21 protein-coding genes are annotated in these 21,156 nt (G+C 39.1%); 3 read left to right on the forward strand and 18 right to left on the reverse strand.

The annotated features are described in order from the left end of the window. Positions 1 to 16 precede the first annotated feature (16 nt). The 4 genes from asnB to BLS32_RS15550 form a co-directional block, all read right to left on the reverse strand. Positions 17 to 1,633, reverse strand: coding sequence for an asparagine synthase B (gene asnB / locus BLS32_RS15535; RefSeq protein WP_091397957.1), 1,617 nt, complete (start codon positions 1,631 to 1,633; stop codon positions 17 to 19). A gap of 188 nt (positions 1,634 to 1,821) precedes the next feature. Next, positions 1,822 to 2,271, reverse strand: a complete 450-nt coding sequence (locus BLS32_RS15540) for a hypothetical protein (RefSeq protein WP_091397960.1) — start codon at positions 2,269 to 2,271, stop codon at positions 1,822 to 1,824. A gap of 74 nt (positions 2,272 to 2,345) precedes the next feature. Further along, entirely contained in the window at positions 2,346 to 4,097 is a 1,752-nt protein-coding gene (locus BLS32_RS15545) for a TonB-dependent receptor (protein WP_091397963.1), read from the reverse strand. Between the two features lie 52 nt (positions 4,098 to 4,149). Continuing rightward, entirely contained in the window at positions 4,150 to 7,164 is a 3,015-nt protein-coding gene (locus BLS32_RS15550) for a tetratricopeptide repeat protein (RefSeq protein WP_091397966.1), read from the reverse strand. Between the two features lie 169 nt (positions 7,165 to 7,333). Here BLS32_RS15550 and BLS32_RS15555 point away from each other — a divergent pair, with 169 nt between their 5' ends. After that, positions 7,334 to 8,017 carry a cell division ATP-binding protein FtsE gene (locus BLS32_RS15555; protein WP_091397969.1) on the forward strand — a complete coding sequence of 228 codons (684 nt, stop codon included), beginning with the start codon at positions 7,334 to 7,336 and terminating at the stop codon, positions 8,015 to 8,017. Between the two features lie 3 nt (positions 8,018 to 8,020). On the opposite strand, the gene BLS32_RS15560 is transcribed toward BLS32_RS15555, so the two are convergent. Together BLS32_RS15560 and BLS32_RS15565 are read right to left on the reverse strand one after the other, a co-directional pair. After that, complete coding sequence (locus BLS32_RS15560; protein ID WP_091397970.1) at positions 8,021 to 8,845, reverse strand: 2OG-Fe(II) oxygenase; 825 nt, start codon at positions 8,843 to 8,845, stop codon at positions 8,021 to 8,023. After that, positions 8,836 to 9,963, reverse strand: a complete 1,128-nt coding sequence (locus BLS32_RS15565) for a glycosyltransferase family protein (protein WP_091397972.1) — start codon at positions 9,961 to 9,963, stop codon at positions 8,836 to 8,838. Before BLS32_RS15565 ends, BLS32_RS15560 begins: the two co-directional genes overlap by 10 nt. 73 nt (positions 9,964 to 10,036) lie before the next feature. Between BLS32_RS15565 and BLS32_RS15570 the strand changes: the two genes are divergently transcribed. Next, the gene (locus tag BLS32_RS15570) at positions 10,037 to 10,963 is read left to right on the forward strand and encodes a glycosyltransferase family 2 protein (RefSeq protein WP_091397974.1); all 927 of its coding nucleotides are present in this window, start codon (positions 10,037 to 10,039) and stop codon (positions 10,961 to 10,963) included. Here the strand turns inward: BLS32_RS15570 and BLS32_RS15575 are convergent. Together BLS32_RS15575 and BLS32_RS15580 are read right to left on the reverse strand one after the other, a co-directional pair. Beyond that, positions 10,940 to 11,356, reverse strand: coding sequence for a sugar 3,4-ketoisomerase (locus BLS32_RS15575; protein WP_091397978.1), 417 nt, complete (start codon positions 11,354 to 11,356; stop codon positions 10,940 to 10,942). The genes BLS32_RS15570 and BLS32_RS15575 overlap by 24 nt on opposite strands. Further along, positions 11,353 to 12,183, reverse strand: coding sequence for a glycosyltransferase (locus BLS32_RS15580; protein WP_091397981.1), 831 nt, complete (start codon positions 12,181 to 12,183; stop codon positions 11,353 to 11,355). Before BLS32_RS15580 ends, BLS32_RS15575 begins: the two co-directional genes overlap by 4 nt. A gap of 40 nt (positions 12,184 to 12,223) precedes the next feature. Between BLS32_RS15580 and BLS32_RS15585 the strand changes: the two genes are divergently transcribed. Continuing rightward, positions 12,224 to 13,363 carry a glycosyltransferase family protein gene (locus BLS32_RS15585; protein WP_091397984.1) on the forward strand — a complete coding sequence of 380 codons (1,140 nt, stop codon included), beginning with the start codon at positions 12,224 to 12,226 and terminating at the stop codon, positions 13,361 to 13,363. Between the two features lie 51 nt (positions 13,364 to 13,414). Here BLS32_RS15585 and BLS32_RS15590 read toward each other — a convergent pair whose 3' ends face one another. The 10 genes from BLS32_RS15590 to BLS32_RS15635 form a co-directional block, all read right to left on the reverse strand. Further along, positions 13,415 to 13,807, reverse strand: a complete 393-nt coding sequence (locus tag BLS32_RS15590) for a hypothetical protein (protein WP_091397986.1) — start codon at positions 13,805 to 13,807, stop codon at positions 13,415 to 13,417. A gap of 111 nt (positions 13,808 to 13,918) precedes the next feature. Then, positions 13,919 to 15,745: a hypothetical protein gene (locus BLS32_RS15595; RefSeq protein ID WP_245699493.1), complete on the reverse strand. Its 1,827-nt coding sequence runs from the start codon at positions 15,743 to 15,745 to the stop codon at positions 13,919 to 13,921. Positions 15,746 to 15,872: 127 nt separating this feature from the next. Further along, positions 15,873 to 16,307 (reverse strand): hypothetical protein, encoded by a 435-nt coding sequence (locus BLS32_RS15600; protein WP_091397989.1) that lies wholly within the window; start codon positions 16,305 to 16,307, stop codon positions 15,873 to 15,875. Next, the gene (locus tag BLS32_RS15605; RefSeq protein ID WP_091397992.1) at positions 16,304 to 16,657 is read right to left on the reverse strand and encodes a hypothetical protein; all 354 of its coding nucleotides are present in this window, start codon (positions 16,655 to 16,657) and stop codon (positions 16,304 to 16,306) included. The genes BLS32_RS15600 and BLS32_RS15605 overlap by 4 nt, the downstream gene beginning before the upstream one ends. Positions 16,658 to 16,680: 23 nt before the next feature. After that, positions 16,681 to 16,953: a YtxH domain-containing protein gene (locus BLS32_RS15610; RefSeq protein ID WP_091397994.1), complete on the reverse strand. Its 273-nt coding sequence runs from the start codon at positions 16,951 to 16,953 to the stop codon at positions 16,681 to 16,683. Between the two features lie 253 nt (positions 16,954 to 17,206). Continuing rightward, positions 17,207 to 17,452: a hypothetical protein gene (locus BLS32_RS15615; protein WP_091397997.1), complete on the reverse strand. Its 246-nt coding sequence runs from the start codon at positions 17,450 to 17,452 to the stop codon at positions 17,207 to 17,209. A 50-nt stretch (positions 17,453 to 17,502) separates the two neighbouring features. Further along, complete coding sequence (locus tag BLS32_RS15620) at positions 17,503 to 18,288, reverse strand: MlaD family protein (RefSeq protein WP_091398001.1); 786 nt, start codon at positions 18,286 to 18,288, stop codon at positions 17,503 to 17,505. Positions 18,289 to 18,296: 8 nt separating this feature from the next. Continuing rightward, positions 18,297 to 19,070, reverse strand: coding sequence for an ABC transporter ATP-binding protein (locus BLS32_RS15625; protein ID WP_091398004.1), 774 nt, complete (start codon positions 19,068 to 19,070; stop codon positions 18,297 to 18,299). Next, complete coding sequence (locus tag BLS32_RS15630; RefSeq protein ID WP_091398453.1) at positions 19,067 to 19,831, reverse strand: MlaE family ABC transporter permease; 765 nt, start codon at positions 19,829 to 19,831, stop codon at positions 19,067 to 19,069. The genes BLS32_RS15625 and BLS32_RS15630 overlap by 4 nt, the downstream gene beginning before the upstream one ends. Positions 19,832 to 19,935: 104 nt before the next feature. After that, complete coding sequence (locus BLS32_RS15635) at positions 19,936 to 21,129, reverse strand: AI-2E family transporter (protein ID WP_091398007.1); 1,194 nt, start codon at positions 21,127 to 21,129, stop codon at positions 19,936 to 19,938. Between the last annotated feature and the right edge of the window lie 27 nt (positions 21,130 to 21,156).

A 21,156-nucleotide genomic window follows, 5' to 3' on the forward strand; every position in this document is an offset into this window, starting at 1 on the left:
AAACCTAATAAACTTTCTAAACTGTAGCGCCAGATTTGGCGATTTCAACATCTGCTTTGACGTGTGCTGCATTGGCACGTCCGCTTGGATCCTGGTTTTCCTGCCATTTCGGAATCCATTTGCGAACGGTTTGCGCTGCGCTCAATTGCGGATAATGCTTGTGGAAAATGTCGCGGTAGAAATATGCTTCTTTTGTCGTTGGCGTATTGTATGGAAATCTTTCTGCTGCGGCTTCCAGTTGCTCATCTGTGACATTTGACGAACAATATTCGATCAACGTATCAATCCAGTTGTAGCCTACGCCGTCGGAAAACTGCTCTTTCTGCCTCCACAACACTTCCTGTGGCAAATAAGGCTGATCGGGCGTATCGAACGCTTTTCTTAGAATGTATTTTTCTACGCCATTGTAAGTTTTTGGCTGTTTTTCTTCGGCTTTGATCAGCATTGACACATCGAGGAAATCTTTATCCAGGAACGGAACGCGCGCTTCGAGTCCGTGAGCCATGGTTGATTTATCGGCACGAAGCAAATCCGCAGTAAACAATTTCTGAACCCTTTCGATGGTTTCTTTCTGGAAATCTTCAGTTGAAGGCGCATTTCTAAAATATAAATACCCGCCAAAGATTTCATCTGCACCTTCTCCTGATAGCACTACTTTGATCCCGAGGTCGGTGATCGCTTTTGACAGGAAATACATCGGTGTGCTTGCCCGTACGGAAGTCACGTCGTATGTTTCAAGATGCCATATTAATTTGTCAAGGATTTCGATGCCCTGCTCTATTGTAAAATGAATTTCGTGGTGGTCAGTTCCTAAGAATTCGGCTACTTTTCTTGCTGCTGCTGCATCCGGCGCATCTTTATCAAGACCGATTGAGAATGAATGGAGTTTTTTGCCTTTTTCGGCCAACAATCTTGCGGCGATTGAAGAAGTCAATGAAGAATCCAATCCGCCGGAAAGCAATACTCCGATTGGCACATCGCTCATTAATCTTTTGCGGGTTGCTTCGGTTAACGCTTCGCGGATTGCAGATAGATCCAATGCTTTCGTTGCTTTGGTATAATCTTCATAAACCGGTTTGTAGTATTTTACGAAACCTGTTTTTTGTGTGTAAATGTGTCCCGGAGGAAAAGTGGAAAATGTTTTGCATTGGTCGGCTATCGGTTTCATCTCAGACGAGAAGTAAATCCGGCCTCTTTCGTCCAATCCGTAATACAAAGGCTTTACGCCCATCGGGTCGCGGCCTGCAATAAAATCATCGCCATCAACGACTACGAAAGCAAAATCACCGTCTAATAAATGGCAGAAATCGTAACCGAATTCTTCGTATAAATGTACAATGACTTCCGAATCTGATTTGGTGCGAAAAGTATGATCTTTTAAAATCCCGTCGCGCAATTCCTGGTGGTTGTAGATTTCACCATTATGAACCATATAAGCGGTTTTGGTTCCTTTGATCGGTTGTTTGCCCGAATGCAAATCGATGATCGATAAACGCTCGTGGCTTAAGATGTGCCCATTTTCTGTAACATGCAAATCGCTTTCATCCGGGCCGCGGTGCGACATCCTTTTTGAAAGCGTTTTTACTAATTCTTCATCTTTTCCTTTTCCGATAATGGCTAATATTCCGCACATAATTGATAACTTTTATACTTTGACTTAATTTTGTTTATTTTGATAAGGCAAAGATGTGTTTTTGATTACGATTAGAAAACTTATTTCAAATAATCAGTTAAATATCCAAACAAAAAAGGAGAATTAGCAATAAATATGAAAGTATATTTTAGATAAATGAGCATTTAACTTACAAAATGCAACTGCTGCTATGCAATTTCTTCAATTGCATATAGCGTTTTATTGATCTCAAATGAAAAACCAGTTTCATTTCCCATTAATTTCTCTCCAAGCGGAGACTGTGGTGACAGCGCGATAATAGAAATTTCGCCAACGGTAATTTTTGGCAAAGCAGAACTCACATACAAATAAATGCCATTGGCTTTGACCAAGCTGCCCAGGCTGATTTTCCTGGCTTGCGCCAACGGATCGATTTTATCCAAAATCGCTTTCTGATCCAAACATTCTTTTAGTTTTCGATTCAGCTTTTCCTGTTCGATGTGCATCATCGACAAAGCGGTTTCATGCTTATCGCCTGCTGAACCTTTTGCGTCGTTTTTTGAATCTTCGGTCAAAGCCGAAATCATATCACGGAATACGTCAATCCGATCCTGAACAAGCTGAAGGTAATGGGAATGTATGTTTTGTTTGAAAGTCATGTGAAAGTAAGAAAGTTTTAAAGCAGCAAAGTTTCAAAGTTCAGCGAATCGACTTTGAAACTTTGAAACTTCTTCTAAAAATCAAATTTATAACTCGCTCCAAGCATTACCTGAAACGACTGTACCGGGTAATTGAGCCATTTTTCATACGCCTGGTTTGCAATGTTGTTCAAACGCAGCCAAGCGGTTAGCCTGTCGCTGTATTTAAATCCGACGTGTGCATTGGCATCGAAATAACTGTCCAAAGTAATGGTCTGAGGTGCGATTGCAAAACTTGATTGCAGCAGGTCTTTTCGTTCTCCGACAAAAAACAGATTTGCACCTGCGTACCATTTTGGCGTGATGTTTACGTCAATGTTGGCTCCAAATTTAAGCTCAGGCAAATTATAAACATCATCAAGATTCTTTGCGTCATATTTATTGAAAGTTCCATTGATTCCGACAGAAATGTCTTTCGTAAAATCGGCTTTCACTTCACCGAAAAAGCTTAACGTCCTGACATTGTCATACACAACGCCGAAAGAATTTCCGTATTGATACGCTTCCTGGTCTAAGTTCAATTCATTTCTCGGATTATTTAAAAACATCGCTTTATTCCTTTCGGCGATCATCGAACCGCGTACGTTATAACTGATGTAATTCGACAGTTTTCCTTTCAAACCTGCAAATCCGTCCAATTGCCTGTCTGTTGGCGCTATGCCGAGCGAAGGCGAAACATAAGGATTTTCGTTGGTGAAATCACGATAGGAATTTTGCTGTAATGTTCCGTCCGCGCCTAAATAAAACACCATTAAATCACCAACCACTTTTAACGAAGCCGTCGCATTCGGATAAATGTAAAATTTGTTTTTGCTGTTTTCAGAATCGATGCTGTAAAATGCCGATGCGCCGATGTTGAACGACCAATCGTCTTTCTGCATGGCAAAACTCGGATGGATCCCGAAATTCGTAAATCCGTATTTTGTCGGCAATGCCGTAAAATAATTTTTCTTGAATTCGCCACCCAGATAATCGGCAATGATTTCTGTTTTGATCGAATTTTCGCCAACCGCAAATTCAAAAACCGGCTTGATGACAAAACGGTTTTCAGCCGAATCATACGCGTCCCAGAAACGGTTGTATTTCAATCCGACTTCATTGAACATGTTTTCATTGAATTTCAGTTTTCCCGAAACATATACGTTGTTGTAGGTTTGTACATCATCGAGTCCGCGTACAATCCCAACAAGCTGTTCGTTTGTCAAAATGTCTTTTCCATAATCAACCGGAAATCCGTAGTAGAAATATTTCTGGATCTGATAACCCAGATCGGCGTTCCAGGAAAAATCTTTCTGTTTGCTTCCGTAAGTCAAGTCGATGGAAGAATTCAGGAATTTGTCGTCAACGATCGCTTCCTTGATGCCGCCATTCGAAGACAAATGCTTTACAGAACCCGCGAAATAATCGTTGTCTCCAACGTCTTGCGTGACATACAATTCACCGAATGCCGTTCCGTAATTTCCAAATCCGCCAGTAACATAATTCTTAAACAAACGCTCTTGTTTAGACTTGTCAACACCAGCCGCTTTTCCTTTAGAAGGCGTAAATGTAGATGCTACGGGAAATGAGAAAATGTTGTATTTGATAACTTCTTTCTTAGTGTTGTCTTCGTCGTCTAAAGCAGGCGTTTCCTTAATTTTGAAAGCGTCTGAAATCGTCGGCGTATAAGGCTTTACGACATTCACTACTTCGGTTCCGATGTTCTCGTCTTTTTTCTGGGCAACTGCTGATTGCAATCCTGCAAGTGCGAAAATGAAAGCGATTTTATATTGGATTTTGAATTTCATATTTTTTGTTTTTTAATGAAGCACTTCGAGTTTCTCCGTGTGACAATAAAATTTAGTTTTGGATGGATGAGTTGGTTTGTGATTCGGCTGCTTTGATCGTGTCGAGCTGTGTTTGTGCGTCTGTAACTACGTCAGGATAAGCCTTAAAATTTTTGAGGACGCTTTCCAGAATGTACGTTGCCTGGAAACTGTCTTTAAGTCCGTAGAAATTTTTTGCCATCACCACCAAACCTTTCGCCCCAAAATATTTGTAGCCCGAATAATCTTTCGTGAGTTTTTGAACCGCAGTATTCGAAGCTTCAAACTTAGAATCTTTGTTTTTGAAATACGCATCATAATACAAAGCTTCTGCTGCGACTTCTCCTTTTGCAATCGTTAGCAATTTAGCATAAGCCGTACGCGCTTTAGCCTCATCATTCGAATTCATCGCAGAACGCGCTACGATAATCTGCGCATCCGATTTGACTTTATCATCAGTTTTCGGATTCGCTAAAACCTTATCGGCGTAAATCACCGCATTTGGGTAATCTTTCTGCTCATAATAAGTCTTCATCAAATTCGCTTGTGCAAAGGTCACGTTTTGCGGATAATCGGCTTCCGTTTCCAGACGTTTTAAAGTCGCAGTTGTTTTTGCTGCGTCGTCTTTTTTGAGGTAAATTGAAGCCAGTCGGGCTAATGATTGTTCGGTGAATTCATTGCGTTGCTTCGATGCTACAAATTCATAATTCGGAATGGACGCTGCTTCCTGTCCGTCAGCAAAATAAGACTGCGCCAGATAGAAATTCGCTTTAACCGAATGCAAACCGTTCGGGAATTGCGACACATAACTTTTTAAAGTCGTGATCGATTGCTTTACATTGTTTTGCATGTATTGTTTTTCGGCAGCTTCGTAAGTATCGTTATCCAAATCGGCATCGGAAACATTTACAAAATCCAAAGTGCGCACCCAGGCCGCATATTCATCGACTTTGCCGTTATCAACATAAATCAAACGCGCGGTAGAAACCGCTTCGATAGCTTCCGGGCTTTTCGGGAATTCGGCAGCGATCTTTTTAAATTTGGCCAAAGCCAATTGGTCGTTTTCAGCATTGTAATAAATCAAACCCTGGCGCAAAATCGCTTTTGAAGCATAGGAACCATTTTTATATTCACTGATCAATTGATCATACGTTTTGATAGCCTGGTCGTTTTTCTTCTCGGTCACATAAACATTTCCGAGTTCGAACAACGCATCATCGCGGTATTGCGATTTCGGAAACGCCACAATAAATTTGTTCAGATCTTCAATTTTCTTGTCGTTTCTCGCAACAAATCCGTAACTGATCGCTTTTTGGAACGCCGCATAATCTGAATCTACGCCGCGCATTTCGATCGCTTTGTTGTAAGCGTCCATCGCCGGCCAGTATTTCGCGGTTACAAACCGGCAATCGCCCAAACGCAAATACGAATCATTCAGGCGGAATTTATCATCTTTTACCGCGTCGATCTGGCTTTGGAAATAATTCCCAGCTTGATCGTATTCTTTCAATTTGAAATACGTGTAAGCAATATTGTAGTTGCTATTTTTATTTTCAGGTGTCGTTTTGGATTCCGGAAACGCTGCAAATTGCTTAAAGCTGATCAAAGCGTCACTGAAATTCTCAGTCACATATTCGGTTTCTGCTTTCCAGAACGTTGCGCGTGCCGTAAATTTTGCGTCGCTTGGCTGTGCAATCGATTTTTTGAACATCGCCAACGCTTCAGGATAATTTCCGTCGGTATACAATTCCAAACCTCTGTAAAAAGTCACTTTTTGATAAGCAGATTTGTTCGCAAAAGATTTGTTTTTCTCTAATAGATCAAGCGCGCCTTTGTAGTTTTTGGAAGTAATGTAAGAATTGATCAGCAACGTTTCCACTTCGGTCTTGCTTGGAGAAGTTGGATATTTTTCTAAAAATCCGGCCAAAATATCGGGAACCGGCTGGTAAGAATTTCCTATTTCGTAGCTTAATTTGGCATAATTCAAACTCGCATCTTCCTGGATTTTCGCATCAAACTGCATTTCAGAAGCATTTTTAAACGCATTCAATGCCTGTTGTTTCAAATCACTTTTGAGGTAACTTTCTCCTAAATGGTAATACGCATTTTGTGCGACGAAATCATTTCCACCGATGATTTTATTGAATTGCGAAATGGCATTCGGGAAATCATTCTGCTTGTAATATGCATAACCCAACTGGTAAAAATCGGTGTTGTTCCACTTCCCTTTTTTGCCTTTGTATTCTTTTAAAAACGGAATTGCTTTTTCGTACTGCTGTAAATTAAAATAGCTTTCGCCAATGATTTTATTGAGTTCCGACTTTTCTAATGCGTTCGATTTTGGCATGGCCGCCAATCCGAGGTCAATCGCTTTCTGGAAATTCCCAAGCTTAAAATTCATGTCGGCCTGGAAATAAGACAATTTCTCTTTGTATTTTTCCTCACCCGAAACTTCGTCGAAATACTTTGTCGCTTTTTTATAATCGTCGCCTTCATAAGCCATAAAACCGAGGTAATATTTGGCCTGTGAGCCGAATTCTTTCGAATTCAGCACTTTATTAAAATACGGAGTCGCTTCTTTTTTATTTCCGGCGTTGAAAAAACTGTAGCCTTTCTGGAAATTAAACCGGTCCTGGTCTTCATAACTCAGCGTGCTTTCGTCGACTTTGTCAAACCATTCAAGCGCCTGCGGATATTTTCCCTGATCGAAATAATAATGGGCGACTTCAATAAATGCTTGGTTTTGCTTTGGGCTTGTTGGATAGTCACGTACGAAATTTTCCATTTTTTCATCGGCGTCAGGCTGATTTAGATGAATCGCACAATTCGCACTATAATAAGCGCAATCGGCCTGAATGTCCCCGTTTTTGTTTTGTTCTTTGACTTTTTCAAAAATCAGTTGTGCCGATAAATACTGGTTGTTTTTGTACAACGAAACCGCGCGGTTGAAATCTTCGAATTCGTTGGTATAAATGGCAGATTTTTGTGCTGATACTGATGCCATTGCGAAAAATAATGACACAAAAAAGAGCTTTGAGAGTTTACGCATTTTGATTTTGTTTAATTTTCAAATGTATTATTCTGTAAGCTATAACGACCTATTTCGCGGTTTTATTATGAACATTTTTTTTAACAATCCCAATATTGATAATACTTTTCAAATTTATTTTGAATACCAGCGTGAACTTATTACTTTTACCCGATAAACAAAATTCATCATGTCGCAACCGGTTTTATTTTTAAGGAACGTATCCATTTACCAGGAAAACAGAGTCATTTTATCAAATGTAAACCTTGAGGTAAATCACGGCGAGTTTATTTACATTATCGGAAAAACCGGAACCGGAAAAAGCAGTTTCATGAAAACGCTTTACGCGGATTTGCCGCTGACTGAAGGGCAAGCGAGCATCGTTGATTTTGACCTGGCGAATTTAAAAGAAAGCAACATTCCGTATCTCAGAAGAAAAATCGGGATCATTTTCCAGGATTTTAAACTGCTTCCCGACCGAAGCGTTAAAGAAAACATGCTGTTCGTCTTGCGCGCCACCGGATGGAAAGACATGAATGAAATGCAGGTGAAAATCGATGAAGTCTTAGATAAAGTTGATTTGAAATCGTTTGCCAATAAAATGCCGCACCAACTTTCAGGCGGCGAACAGCAACGCGTCGCAATTGCGCGTGCTTTGCTTAATGACCCTGAATTGATCCTTGCCGATGAACCAACAGGAAACCTTGATCCGCAAACCAGCGTTGAAGTTTTAGGCGTTCTGAGAAAGATCAATGCGAATGGAAAAACGGTGATTATGGCGACACACGATTATGCATTGTTGATGAAATTCCCATCCAAGACATTGAAATGCGAAGACAATAAGATCTTTGAAGTTGTCCAGAGAACTGTTTAAACCTTATATTTTCCTTTTGTAGACATGTGGATTTTCTTTGATTCCTTTTGAGAAAACCTTTCTGATATTCATCCGTATCCAGGCATCAACCTGCAGGATCATATCTGAAAATTTGTTTTCGGGCCTGCCGCGAAATGAAGTCACATGAAACGAATCGTCTTTCAATAACGGATTTTCTGAGAAATAATAATTCGACACACAACGCCTGAAACCGTCAAATGCCAGCGGTGAAACCGAATGCAGCGAATTGTTATGCGTCGCCATAACAACCAGCCTGTTGAATTTACTTGTAATAGTAAGTTGTTTTTCTTCCAGTCCGTTAGGCCAGAGTTCGAGGTTTCCGCCGTTTTCTTCTTTCCAATCTGGCGTGACATAATACAGCAAATTGAGTACGCGCCAGTATTTGCGGTCTTTGTCATGAGAATTGTCGAGATGCGGATTTAAGTAATGCCCGTTTGCCATCATCGAGATTCCGCCTGCATATAAATTTTCATCTGGAACAACACTCGTTATTTTGCAGATTTCCGATACGATATCGACTACATTTGGCTCCTGAAAAGCATAAATGATTTCTTCAAGTAATGGATTGTAAAGATCCATCTGTACAGCGATATACTTTCGCTCGCGAATGGTATTTTTAAGAATCATCGCATCAGGTTGCGGGAAAGCGTTGTAAATCTGCAAAGCGATAGCTGTCGGCAGCAAATCATCGAGAAAAAAATAACCAATCTCAGGTTCGCTTTGATGGTATTGACGCACCAGTTTTTCTTTATTTCCTGCAATTGAGGCAACGATCAAACCCGATAAGTTTTTCCTGTTCAATTCCATGATTCAAATATTTCTTTAGCGAGTATTTCCGCATTTAAAGCATCGTTCATTGTCGTTTCCAAAACGTCACGCCTTTTTTCGTAATCCATAAAAGAACGGTTTTTTAGGGCATTTATTTTGTCGATGATTTCATTTTTAGAATTGGCAAATTCGCAGAATTGCGTCACATTTTCATCATCCATAATATTGTCATTGATGATGCAAAAACGGCTGTTGTAGAGTGCATTCATCAGTTTTAGTTTGGTTCCAGATTTCTGGAAAGAATAAATCAGGTTGATTTGGGCTTCTCTTAGCAATTGCTTTAAATGGGCGAAATTTTCAATCGGAACGTAACGAATGTTTGCAAGCTTTCCAATTTTTGATTTGATAAACCTCTCGTTGCTGTTGGACGCGATAACCAACTCAAAATCAGTTATTTTTTTAAAAACATCAATCAGCATTAGAACTGCGCGCAGGTTATCTGACATTCTCAAATCGCCATGATAGATCGCATATTTCCCAACGCCTTCCAGCGGCAATACTTTTGTGTTTCCGTGAAAAACCGGAATGTAAACCGACTTTCCAAATTTGCCATTGATGTAATTGTTTTCAAATTTTGACAACGCAATCGTTTTATCAAAATGCCGGATAACCGATTCGTATCTGGTAAATTTTAAAGCCTCGGAACGAAACAGCCACTTCTTGAAAATATTGGTTTCACTTGAAGCAATTCCATTGAAATAATCATGTTCTATATTGTGCAGGCGTAGTATTTTTTGATAATCAGGAAGCAATTTTTCAAACACAAAACGCGTTGGTTTTAATCCTTCGAAGAAAATGGGTGCAGGAATTTTTTTAATATTCTGAACCAATTTATTACTGTTTCTGCTTTTTACAGAAAACGGCAACTTTGAAAACAGGTAAAAAGGATTCTTGTCATTCTTGTAATAATGAATTGTTGTTGTGATTTTTACAAGCTCGGGATTGTTTTTAGGAATAACATCTACAAAGCAATGAAAATGAATGTCGATGCCAAGCTCGTGAAGTGGTTTTAACTTAAAAAAAACTTCAATAATGCCACCGTAAACCGGCGGAAAAGGATTGTCGAAACTAACAATATGAAGGGCTTTTTTCTGCATATAACAACACAAAAATAGCATTTAAAAATGAAGTAAATACAAGTTTTGAGTATATTTGGTTTAAAAACCAGCGATGCCATTTTTTTCAGTTATTATTCCGCTTTATAACAAAGCGCATTTTATTGCAAATACCCTGAAAAGCGTTCTGGCGCAAAGCTTCCCCGATTTTGAAGTGCTTGTCATCAATGATGGTTCGACTGACAATAGTTCAGAAATCGTAAGAGGTTTTCACGATCAACGGATTCGATATTTCAACCAGGAAAACAAAGGCGTTTCAGCGGCAAGAAACCTTGGGATAGAAAATGCTTCGGCGAACTATGTTTGCTTTATCGATGCTGACGACATTTGGCATGCAGATTTTCTGGAAACCATCCATCACTTCATCCAAAAATTCCCGGAACAAAAAGTCTTTGCTTCTGCCATTGAAATAGAAACCGCTAAAAAAGTATTTAAACCCGAATATTCGATTCCGAAAGATAAAGATTTTGCAATTGTGGATTATTTTGAAGGCAGCGTGAAAGAATCGGCAATATGCACTTCGTCAGTCGTGATTTCAAAAAGTGTTTTTGACAAATCAGGTGTTTTTGATAAAGACCTGAGGGTTTTGGAAGATATCGATTTGTGGATCAGGATTGGCTTGGACTTTAAAGTTTTTTTCGTCTGGAAAGTATTGGCACGTTACGTTTATGACGAAAAAAGTTTGTCGCGAAACGATTCGAATTATTTTCAGAAAGGAATTTATGGCCGATATGCTTTAGAAGAAACGCAAAATGCCGGCTTGAAAAAATTTCTTGACCTGAATCGGTTTTCTTCAGCAATTAAAAGCAAACTCATCGGCGATAAGCCTGCATTTGAGAATTATTATAAATCCATTGACCTGCAAAATTTAAATGCTAAGAAAAGATTATTGCTTCGGCTTCCTGCGTTTTCGCTTCGGCTGCTCGTATATCTGAAAACTTTTCTGGCGAATGTCGGTTTAGGAAATTCGGTCTTTAAATGATGTGAATTCGTCGAAATCCCGAATGTAATCCGATTCGTCATAAACTTCAGAGGCCAACACAAGGCAAACCGCACCTGAAGAAAAATTGCGTATTTCGCGCCAGTTTCCGGGTGCAATCAATAAGCCGAAATTGGGTTTGTTCAGCAAAAAAACCATTTCATCAGTTCCATCTTTTAAAACCACTTCAAAGCTTCCGCTGAGCGCAACGAGGAATTTTTGCTGCGCTTTGTGTGCGTGCCCGTACCTTTCGGCGTTGCTTGGCACGTCGTACAAATAATACACGCGGCGAATTTCAAACGGAATTGTATTCCCTTCAATAACCGACAGATTTCCCTGGCGGTTGTGAATTTTCGGAATCTGGATCAGTTCAATATCCTGTAATGACTGCTTCATTTGATTGTTGTTTTGTGTAATTCCTTGTATTTTTTTATTCCCAAAATCCCGGCTTTCATTTTTTTCAAAATTTCACTTTTAGAAATGAACTGGTGCCTGTATAAAAAAAACAAATATTTCGGCAGCCAAAAATAAGCAAGCATTCCGTATAATTTGTATGATAACGCCGCCCTTGCAAAAATTAATTTGTCACTTCCCTGCGCTTCGCCTGACGACAGTAAAGCATGCGAAACAACAACAACCGGAAAATAACCTGCTTTTATTTTATGCTGCAAAACGGTTCGCATGAACAACAATTCTTCGGCTGTTTCAAAATATGAACCAAGACCGAATTGTTCGTTGAAACTAATTTTAGCATTTTTTATGTCTTCGGTTTTAACGGCAATTTCAATTGAGCAAACGTTCCAGATACTTTTAAAATTGTGTGAATAATGCATTGTTGCGGCATTTTGTGGATGATCCAAACCAATGCGTTGGTGATTAAATGTAATTACAGATGAGTCAAATGCGTTAAAAGCATCAATAATCTGTTTGTCAAAATCTTTTGCATAAATGACGTCATCATCAGCGAAAAGCCCGATTTTTTTACTGGCATTCTGAATGGCAATATTCCGGCTTTTGGACAGGCCTTTTTCAAATGAATTGATGATCCTGACCGACGGAAAATCGGAAACCATTATTTTATCTTTAGAAGTCTGGTTGATAATGAGTATCGAAAATTCTGAAAAGTGGCCAAAAGGAAACATCGGAATCAGGAAATCTAATGTATTTCTGTTGGTTGTAGAAATCAAAATTTCTAAATCCTGATCGGTATAATTGCTGGCCAATTTATTTATATTTACACAAATATAAATATTTATTCTATTAATGAAAATACTTTTGATTGGAGAATACAGCCGGCTGCACAATTCCCTGAAAGAAGGCTTGATGGCTTTGGGGCATGAAGTCAAAATTGTGGGAACAGGCGATGCTTTTAAAGATTTTCCAGTCGATTTTTCGATTGCGCCGAAATTTTCCGGTTCCAATGGCTTAAGCCGATTTTTGAATAAAATATTTTTCAGGCTTTTTAAAACCGATCTGGAGGATTTGGAAAAAGGCTGGTATTTTTCAAAGCTTTTGCCTATTTTAAAAGGATATGATGTGGTGCAGCTGATCAATTCGAATGCAATCGAAACGCTTCCGTTGTGGCAAATCAAAATGTACAGAAAATTGTTCGACCAAAACGGTAAAAAATTCCTGCTGGTTTGTGGTGAAGAACATCCGATCATTGAAGAACTTCTGAAAAACAAAATGAAGTATTCAATCCTGTCGCCTTATTTTGAAAATCCGAAACTTAAAAATGGGTATACTTATACGTTAAAATATACGACCGCCCTTTATAAAAAACTGTATGATTTCGTAGCGTCAGAAGTTAACGGCATTATTACTTCAGATTTGGATTATAAAATTCCGATGGATTTGCAACACATCAAAAACACATTCATCCCAAATCCGATTAATACAGATAAAATAGCATTCGTCCAGAATCCGGTTTCGGATAAAATCTTCATTTTTCACGGCGTGAACCGATTGAGTTCGATAAAAAAAGGAAACGCCTATTTTGAAGAAGCACTTAAAATCATCAAGGAAAAATATCCTGAAAAAGTAGAAATCCTTCAGGTAGAAAGCGTTCCTTATGATGACTACATCAAATTATACAATAAAGCCCACATTCTTTTAGACCAGGTTTTTGGATACGATCAGGGTTACAATGCGCTTGAAGCGATGGCAAGCGGGAAAGTGGTTTTTACGGGCGCAGAATCGGAATTTACAGCACATTATGATCTCAACAAAACTGTAAATGTAAATGCCGTTCCTGATGCTTTAAAGATTGCACAGGATTTGTCTTATCTGATAGAAAATCCGTTGGAAATTACCGAAATTGGAGAAAGAGCGCGTGAATTCATAATAAAAGAGCATGAATATAAAATGATCGCCGGACGTTATCTTGATGTATGGAGCAAATAAAAATCCGCAATCGTAAAGAACAATTGCGGATTTTTATGTGATCGGCATTACTTAATTCGATGCCACATCTCTTTTTGGCCTGCTGCTGTAATCTGCTGGATATTTTGCTTTGTGTTCTGCAAGCATTTCATAAGGTTCTTCGCCGGTGTAGCCTTCAATCATGACATACTGGCCATTTTTTATCGAATAACCTCTTGTAGATGGCTCTAATTTTTCTGATTCAACCCATTCCCCATTTTCTTGGTAAAGGTACATGGCGACTTTGGTGTCAAAGTATGCCTGAAGGTTTGGATAATAGTAATATCTGACATCGACAAAAGATGAATTTTCAGTTTTTTCTGATTTTTTTGCCTGGATGTTTACAGCGTCCAATTCTACTTGTGCCTGAGAATAATTAAAGGAAAACACCAGTAATCCTAAAATAAGTTTAGTAATATTTTTCATAGCTTTTTCTTTTAGATATTAAATGCAATTTTAATATTGTAAAGATACTTTAGCTATCTGATGAGTGTGTTATACGATTTTTACTAAACGTTATACCATTCGTTTTTGCGGCTATTGGTACGGAACCAAAGTTGGTTTTGCAAGTTCAAAGTTCTGAAAATCAAAGTCGGACGTTTTATAGGCATTCGTTTTCAATATGCTGTTGCCAACACCCGGAATACTTGGATAATAGGAAAACGAGATCTGGAACGAACTGAAAACCAGGTAATCATTACTAATGATAATTCCGGCACCAATTTGCGAATATACGCGGCTGCTCCTAAGTCCATTTTGTGCATCGCCGAGCATTCCCATCGTATAACTTAAATATGGATTGAGTCGAAAACCCCAGAAATTCCAAGGTGAATAAGCCTGTGTTTGAAAATTGACCAGTAACTTTTTAGTACCGAACAGGTTGTTGCTGTTGAAACCCTGGATCCCGTAAGCATCATTTAAAGTCAACCTGTCGGCATCCGATTGCAACCTTGAATTTCCGATGATGAGTTCGGGTTTGATAAACTGCCGGAATTTCCATCTTCCGCGCTCCAGCAAATTTGTAAAATACACCAGATTGTATGCGATCGCACTTTGTTCAAAATCGCGTTGCCTGTAAAAGCTTCCGTATTCGATATTCGTGCTCAGGTATCCGAATTTGAAATATTTTCCTATGGCAAACCTGCCTCCAAAATACAATCGGTGCGTTCCGTTTTTGCTTTGATGCCCGGCTGTAAGTCCGTAGACAATTCCCGTCGGTACATCTTCAACAACCTGATAATTGAGCAAATATTTATCCTGGACGAACTGCCTTGAAGAAATCCCGATCCCGATCAGGTACAATTTTTCATCCGAAAAAATCCTGAGACTGTCTTTAACAATTGATGGCCCTTGCAGATAATCTACATTAAAAAAGCGTGCCGTTGTAATGAGGTTTGTAGTTCGGCTTTTTTCTGAAGTTCCTTTAAAGATCTGGTATGCATGTCCGGCCCAGAAATCATAAGAATTGAATTTATAGATTTGGTAGGTTTCCACCTTATTTAAGTCGATTTCAATCGCACGGTTGAATTGGTTTTCGACATGGATTCCGGCTGCCCAACGCGTTAATGCCGAAAAGAACGGCCTCTCTACATCTGCAAATTTCCTGATATTGCCGTCAAGGTCTTCCTGGTAACTTACCGAAGTTTTGATGTAAGTATTGAGGATGTTTGGAACAACATAGAGCGTACTGAATGCATCTTCATTTGATCCGAGGCTTTTCTTATATGTATTTTCAAATTGATGGCCGGTTCCGAGAAAATTGCGTTCATTGAGTTTAAAGGACATCCTGGAACCGCTGGCAGAAAAATCGGGAATGGTGCTCCAGGCGTCGAGTACGCGCACGTAAACATCTACCGAATCCTGGCCTTTGATGGGCTCGCTAGTAATCACAACACTTCGTACATACCGTTGCGAACGGATGAGACGCTCGGATTCTTTTACGAGCAAGGAGTCCAAAGGCCTGTTTTTCTTTAATAAAAGTAAGTTTCGGATGGCAAGGTTGCTGGTTTTATTGTGCAGCATATTTCCTGTGCGGTCCAGCCAGCGCGTAGGTTTTTTGGTCGAATCAATTTCAGAATATCCGAATGGATCGAGTGTGGTAATCAAAATTTTGCGGATAATTTTACCCTCAGAATCAAGCAAAGGTTTTTTCTTGATTTTCTGAAAGGAATTTTTTTTGATTTTTTGCTTTGCCGTGACAGGCCTGAATATCAGTTTGTGAAGAAAACGTGTAAAGCCTCTTTTGCGGGAGTAATTTTCGATGTTGCGGTACATCTCAAGAGAATCCTTTTTTTGGGCATCGGTTTGCCTTTTTCCTTTATTTTCCTGTGCAAAAGAAAGCTGATAACAGCACATTATCAGCATCAGAAAAAGAAGTTTTAACTTAGGGATCATTTACAGTATTGGTTTCTGAATCTTAAATGCAGCATTCAAAAATAGGTTTAATATACTGAAAATTTTCGTTCAGCGTAAAGTTATGGCATTCAAAAAATTATTTGATTTTTAATTTGCTGAGCCCTTTTTGCAGCATCGATATTCCATCTTCCTTGATATTTCCAAGATTGACATTTTCAAGGGTGTCTGGCGCTTTCATCAAAAGGCTTGAAAATCCGGTTTGCAAAGCTGTTCCGGCAATTTTAGATACAATTCCTCCAGTTGGGCCAACAATAAATCTTTTAGTAAGAAAACCTGTTGCGATTCCTAAAGCACCTTTAACCAATTTGCCTTTAAGGCTTGGAGAAGTCAGTGCAGACTGGAAGCTTTCCTTTAAATCGTGGATTTTATCTTTTACGATATTCGCCGGATTGAGTTCCTGCTTTGTAAATTCAAAATGCTCTTTTAAAAGGTACATTTCAGATTTTTGCTGGTTTTCAAGAAACGCAATGGCTTCGTTCAGCGATTTGTTGTCTTTTACTGTTGTGATCATCTTTTCTTTTCTTTAAAAATTTGACGTACGATGTAGTCGTTTAAAGTGTCATCGAGCCATCTTTTCCTGAAAATGATCATGATGATTCCAACGACTGCGTAAATTCCGGCCACGGCAAAAAAACCGTAATATACTTTTCCGAGAACTTCACCAAGGTAAAAACACAACCCAAGTGTTACCAATAGGAAAAATAAAGCAATAATGGTGATGATAACGACACGCGAGATTAATGAAGAAAATACATCGGTTCCTTTATCTATCGCTTTTAGTTTATAAAGCTCCAGACTTGTTTTCGCGTATTGCTCAATTTTCTCAACGAGCATCTCTACTATTATTACTTTATCTTTCATATTATTGGATTTTAATATTTAGATTATTTCGCTTTAGCGTTGTTTGCTGCATCTTCTGCATATTCGTAAGCGTCTTCAACATGTGCCTGGCCGTTTCTTTTTACTTGCTCCAATTTTGAAGTCAGGTTGTCGATCACGCCGTTGTATTTGCTTTTCAAGTCATCAATTTGGCCTTTGCTTTTGTCTTTGATTTTTTTGCGTGTTTCAGAACCTTTGTCTGGTGCAAATAAAATTCCTAAAATGGCTCCCGTTGCCAATCCTGCCAATGCTCCTAATGCTACTTTACCTGTGCTCATGATTTCAATTTTTATAGATTATTAATTGTTTTATTTCTTTTTTATAGCAATTTTTATGTAGAATTTTGTTCCAAATCTACTGTACAAAGATGCACCGCAAATCGCTGAAATGCCTTATAGAACTTTTCCTTAAAATTATAATATTTACATATTTGGCAATGTTTATAAGGCTTTAGCAAATTTTAACAGATAAAAAAAGCGCCCCAAATAAGGAACGCTTAAATCTTAAATTGTTGGTTTGTAAAAGATTAGATTACAAATGATGGTTCTGGTTTCCACGGTTGGCATTTTGCAATTGATGCTCAGCTACATAATTTCGGAAAAGCGTCAACAACGTTTCATAATACTTAGTCAACACCTGCACATTCACTTCCGGATTGTTATCAACGGGAATCGTAACCGGCATTTCGTTCAGGTATTTCGAAAGTTCCGGATAATTTTCCTGGATGACCATCGTAACCTTCATGATTTTTTCGTTGATTTCTTTGTCTGCATCCATAATAATTTGCACTTTTAGAGCTTATAAAGGTAACGAAAATCTGACAATGATTATTTTTTATTTTCGGCTTTTTCTTTCTCTTTTTGTGCTTTTTCGGCAGCCTCTTTTGCATTTTCAGCAGCTTCTTCATTTTTCTTTTCTGCTTCTTTCTTAGCTTTTTCAGCAGCTTTTTGCTTTTTCTTGAAATATCCTCTTAACAGAAAGTTGTCTTTTGCAGCTTCCATATTTTCATCAAGCCCTTTGGTACTTTTACGAAGGTTTAAAATCGTCTTGTCGATGTTGTTTGCCATCGTCGGATCTTGTATTAATTTTCCTAAAGTTCCTTTTCCGCTGTTGACTTTTTGGAGGATTTCAGTAATTTCTCCGGTGGCAACCGCTGCATTATCCGCAGTTACCTGCAAACTTGCCATGATGGCATCGGTTTCAACAGGTTCAGATGATGGAATGCTTTGTCCGTCAACCGCAATTTTTGCTGTCGGGCTGCCTTGTGAAAGCACGAGGATTTTGTCGCCAATGATGCCTTCAGAACCGATTCCGGCTTCAGAATCGGCACGGATGAAACGCTGCACATCTTTCTTAATTAGCAGATCTACTTTTACGGTCGAATCGTTTATAATCCGAATATTATCAACAGTTCCAATATTAATTCCCGAAAAGCGAACAGTACTTCCCACCTGCAATCCGCCCACATTGTGAAATCTTGTGGTCAATTTTATAACCGGGTCGAACAGGTTTTTCTGCTTTCCAATGATAAAAATGGCAAGGACAAACAGCACCAGGCCAACTGCGATAAATATGCCCAAACGAACTTTGAAATTTTGTGTTTTTGCTTCCATTTTAATGTTTATTTTTGATTTTTGAGACTTTGACTTTTGAAAAATGAACTGATGTAAGGATCGGAATCGCTTTCAAATTCGGCTAAACTTCCTTCTTTGTACACTTCGCCTTCTTTAAGCATAATGATCCGGTCGGCAACCGTTCGCACACATTCGATATCATGCGTAATGATGATCGAAGCGGTTTTGTATTTTTCCTGAATGTCGTTGATCAGCATGCTGATTTCATTTGACGTTACCGGATCCAGACCTGTTGTTGGCTCGTCATATAACATAATCGCCGGATCGACAATAATGGTTCTTGCCAAGCTGATCCTTTTTCGCATTCCGCCCGAAAGTTCCGATGGCATTTTATCAATTGCATCAGGCAAACCTACGTTTTCCAGCACTTCATTGACTTTTTGCGAAATTTCTTCTTCAGACAAATCTTTTTTGATGCGGCGCAACGGAAATTCAAGGTTTTCTTTTACGGTCATCGAATCGTACAACGCGCCGCTTTGGAATAAAAATCCGATTTTCTTGCGGGTTTCTTCCAGTTCTTCGCGTTTGGCGCCATTGACTTCATCGCCCAAAACTTCGATCGTTCCTGAATCTGCTTTGAGCAAACGCACAATGCATTTGATCAGGACCGACTTTCCGGTTCCGGATTTTCCAAGAACGACAAGATTTTCTTCTTTATTCAGTTGTAGCGAAACACCTTTGAGCACTTCATTCCCGCCGAAACTGATTTTCAGATCTTTGATGTCAATTACTGCTTCTGTATTTTTATTTTCGGTACTCATAACAATAAATCGGTTATCTGAACGGCGAATAAATCAACTAAAATAACAAGCAGTGAAGCCATCACCACCGCTGAATTTGCAGCAATACCAACACTTTCGGTTCCGCGTCCGGCGTTAAATCCTTTGTAACAGCCCACCATGCTGATCACAAACCCGAAGAAAAACGTTTTGATGAAAGCCGGAATGAAATCCATGAAAACGACTTTTCCGAAAGCCTGCGTGATAAACAATACAAAATTGACATCGCCTTTGATGTTCGCTCCTGCCCAGCTCCCCAAAATCCCGAGTGCATCAGCATATAAAACCAATAACGGAATCATTACTGTTGCCGCAACAACTCTTGGTACGATCAGGAATTTGATCGGGTTTGTAGAGGAAACTTCCATGGCTTCAATTTGTTCGGTGACACGCATAGAGCCCAATTCGGCGCCCATACTCGACCCGATTTTTCCCGCACAGATCAGCGCTGTAATCACCGGTCCCATTTCACGGATTAACGAAATTGCAACCATACTTGGAAGCATGTTTACGGCTCCAAAATTTACCAAAACCGGACGTGACTGAATTGTCAATACCAATCCGATGATCAATCCTGTGACAGAAATCAATCCGAGCGATTTGTTCCCAATCTGGAAACATTGTTTTAAGAATTCCTTGAATTCAAATCCGCGTGAAAAAGTGTTTCTGAAAACGCGCCCGATGAACAAAAATACATCGGCAAGGTTGATCAGAAATTTATTTAATGATGCGGTACTTTCCATCGAAGTATCAGTCAGCGCTATGGATTTATTTCTCGCATAGCTTTTCATTTTAGTAATCGGAATACGCTGTTTCATAAGATTTTGAAAATTTATTCTGATTAATATTATTGGGTTTGGTTGTTATCTTTAGTGGTCGTTTCGGTGAAGATTTTCACATCGGCGTTTGGATGCACATTGATTGTATCGGTGGCATTATCATGAAATTGCGGCAGTTTGATCCGGCGCCATTCGTAAGTTTTCGGCAAATCGTCGCCCATCAAATAACCCCAGGGTTCAAGACTTTCAATCTTATCAAAGATGACTTTTAAGATTGCAATCAACGGAATTGCGAGGAACATTCCTGAAAATCCGCCAAGCGCACCGCCGATGATAATTCCTACAATCGAAACGAGTGCATTTATTTCTACTTTAGAACTTACAATCATTGGAACCAATAAATTATTATCAATCAATTGAACCACTACATTGACGATTAAAATCCCGAGAACGATCGACAAATCTGCATTTCCTGTTAGCGATGCAACGACACTGATCACGCCTGCAATCAAAATCCCAATATATGGAATCAGGTTTAAAAGCCCGGTTAAAATCCCGAGTAAGATTGCATATTTTAATCCGATGATCATAAATCCGACTGCTGTTAGCACGGAAACCACAACCATTTCGATCAGCAACCCAACAATGTAACTCTGAACGGAAACCTTGATCTGTTTCAATATTTCACGCAGTTTCAGATGGTGCTCCGGTTTAAACAATTTGCACAGGAATTTAATGAAATGCGTTCTGTACAATAAGATCAGAAAAGTATAAATCGGGATTAGCATCAAATTCACCAATACATCTGAAAACGACAATAAAGTCGTGCTTACGATTTGTTTTCCCGTTTCCATCGAACCTTTAGTCGCATCATTTAGTAGTCTTTTCTGTTCGGTTTTGCTAAGGTTGAAACGTTCGCGTACAAATTCCTGCAAATTATTGGCATGGATCGAAACATTTTGCTTGATCTTGCCCCAGTCGTTAGCCATATCGCCAATCTGCAATGATATAAAATACATGATCCCAACGAAAAACAGCACAAAAAGAATTACACTTAAAATCACTGCAATGACATGTGGAAGATGAAGTTTCAAGTTAAAAAAAATGACCACTGGCCTCAATAATATTGCAAAAAGCAAAGACATCAAAAGCGGAATTACAATGCTTTGCGCCAAATAAAATGAGCCCAATATTAAAACCAGGCTCAGCAAGGTAAATGCGAACTTGGCGTAAAACGGAAAATGTAAAGTAGAGTTGTTCATCGGGTCAAAGGTGTTAATTATCTGTCT

This window comes from Flavobacterium noncentrifugens (genome assembly GCF_900100375.1).
In the GTDB taxonomy this organism is placed as follows: Bacteria; Bacteroidota; Bacteroidia; order Flavobacteriales; family Flavobacteriaceae; genus Flavobacterium; species Flavobacterium noncentrifugens.

Coding starts and splice junctions, on each gene's coding strand:
- asnB (WP_091397957.1), bottom strand. CDS start 1,633: ATGTGCGGAATATTAGCCATTATCGGAAAAGGAAAAGATGAAGAATTA.
- BLS32_RS15540 (WP_091397960.1), bottom strand. CDS start 2,271: ATGACTTTCAAACAAAACATACATTCCCATTACCTTCAGCTTGTTCAG.
- BLS32_RS15545 (WP_091397963.1), bottom strand. CDS start 4,097: ATGAAATTCAAAATCCAATATAAAATCGCTTTCATTTTCGCACTTGCA.
- BLS32_RS15550 (WP_091397966.1), bottom strand. CDS start 7,164: ATGCGTAAACTCTCAAAGCTCTTTTTTGTGTCATTATTTTTCGCAATG.
- BLS32_RS15555 (WP_091397969.1), top strand. CDS start 7,334: ATGTCGCAACCGGTTTTATTTTTAAGGAACGTATCCATTTACCAGGAA.
- BLS32_RS15560 (WP_091397970.1), bottom strand. CDS start 8,845: ATGGAATTGAACAGGAAAAACTTATCGGGTTTGATCGTTGCCTCAATT.
- BLS32_RS15565 (WP_091397972.1), bottom strand. CDS start 9,963: ATGCAGAAAAAAGCCCTTCATATTGTTAGTTTCGACAATCCTTTTCCG.
- BLS32_RS15570 (WP_091397974.1), top strand. CDS start 10,037: ATGCCATTTTTTTCAGTTATTATTCCGCTTTATAACAAAGCGCATTTT.
- BLS32_RS15575 (WP_091397978.1), bottom strand. CDS start 11,356: ATGAAGCAGTCATTACAGGATATTGAACTGATCCAGATTCCGAAAATT.
- BLS32_RS15585 (WP_091397984.1), top strand. CDS start 12,224: ATGAAAATACTTTTGATTGGAGAATACAGCCGGCTGCACAATTCCCTG.
- BLS32_RS15590 (WP_091397986.1), bottom strand. CDS start 13,807: ATGAAAAATATTACTAAACTTATTTTAGGATTACTGGTGTTTTCCTTT.
- BLS32_RS15595 (WP_245699493.1), bottom strand. CDS start 15,745: ATGCTGATAATGTGCTGTTATCAGCTTTCTTTTGCACAGGAAAATAAA.
- BLS32_RS15600 (WP_091397989.1), bottom strand. CDS start 16,307: ATGATCACAACAGTAAAAGACAACAAATCGCTGAACGAAGCCATTGCG.
- BLS32_RS15605 (WP_091397992.1), bottom strand. CDS start 16,657: ATGAAAGATAAAGTAATAATAGTAGAGATGCTCGTTGAGAAAATTGAG.
- BLS32_RS15610 (WP_091397994.1), bottom strand. CDS start 16,953: ATGAGCACAGGTAAAGTAGCATTAGGAGCATTGGCAGGATTGGCAACG.
- BLS32_RS15615 (WP_091397997.1), bottom strand. CDS start 17,452: ATGGATGCAGACAAAGAAATCAACGAAAAAATCATGAAGGTTACGATG.
- BLS32_RS15620 (WP_091398001.1), bottom strand. CDS start 18,288: ATGGAAGCAAAAACACAAAATTTCAAAGTTCGTTTGGGCATATTTATC.
- BLS32_RS15625 (WP_091398004.1), bottom strand. CDS start 19,070: ATGAGTACCGAAAATAAAAATACAGAAGCAGTAATTGACATCAAAGAT.
- BLS32_RS15630 (WP_091398453.1), bottom strand. CDS start 19,831: ATGGAAAGTACCGCATCATTAAATAAATTTCTGATCAACCTTGCCGAT.
- BLS32_RS15635 (WP_091398007.1), bottom strand. CDS start 21,129: ATGAACAACTCTACTTTACATTTTCCGTTTTACGCCAAGTTCGCATTT.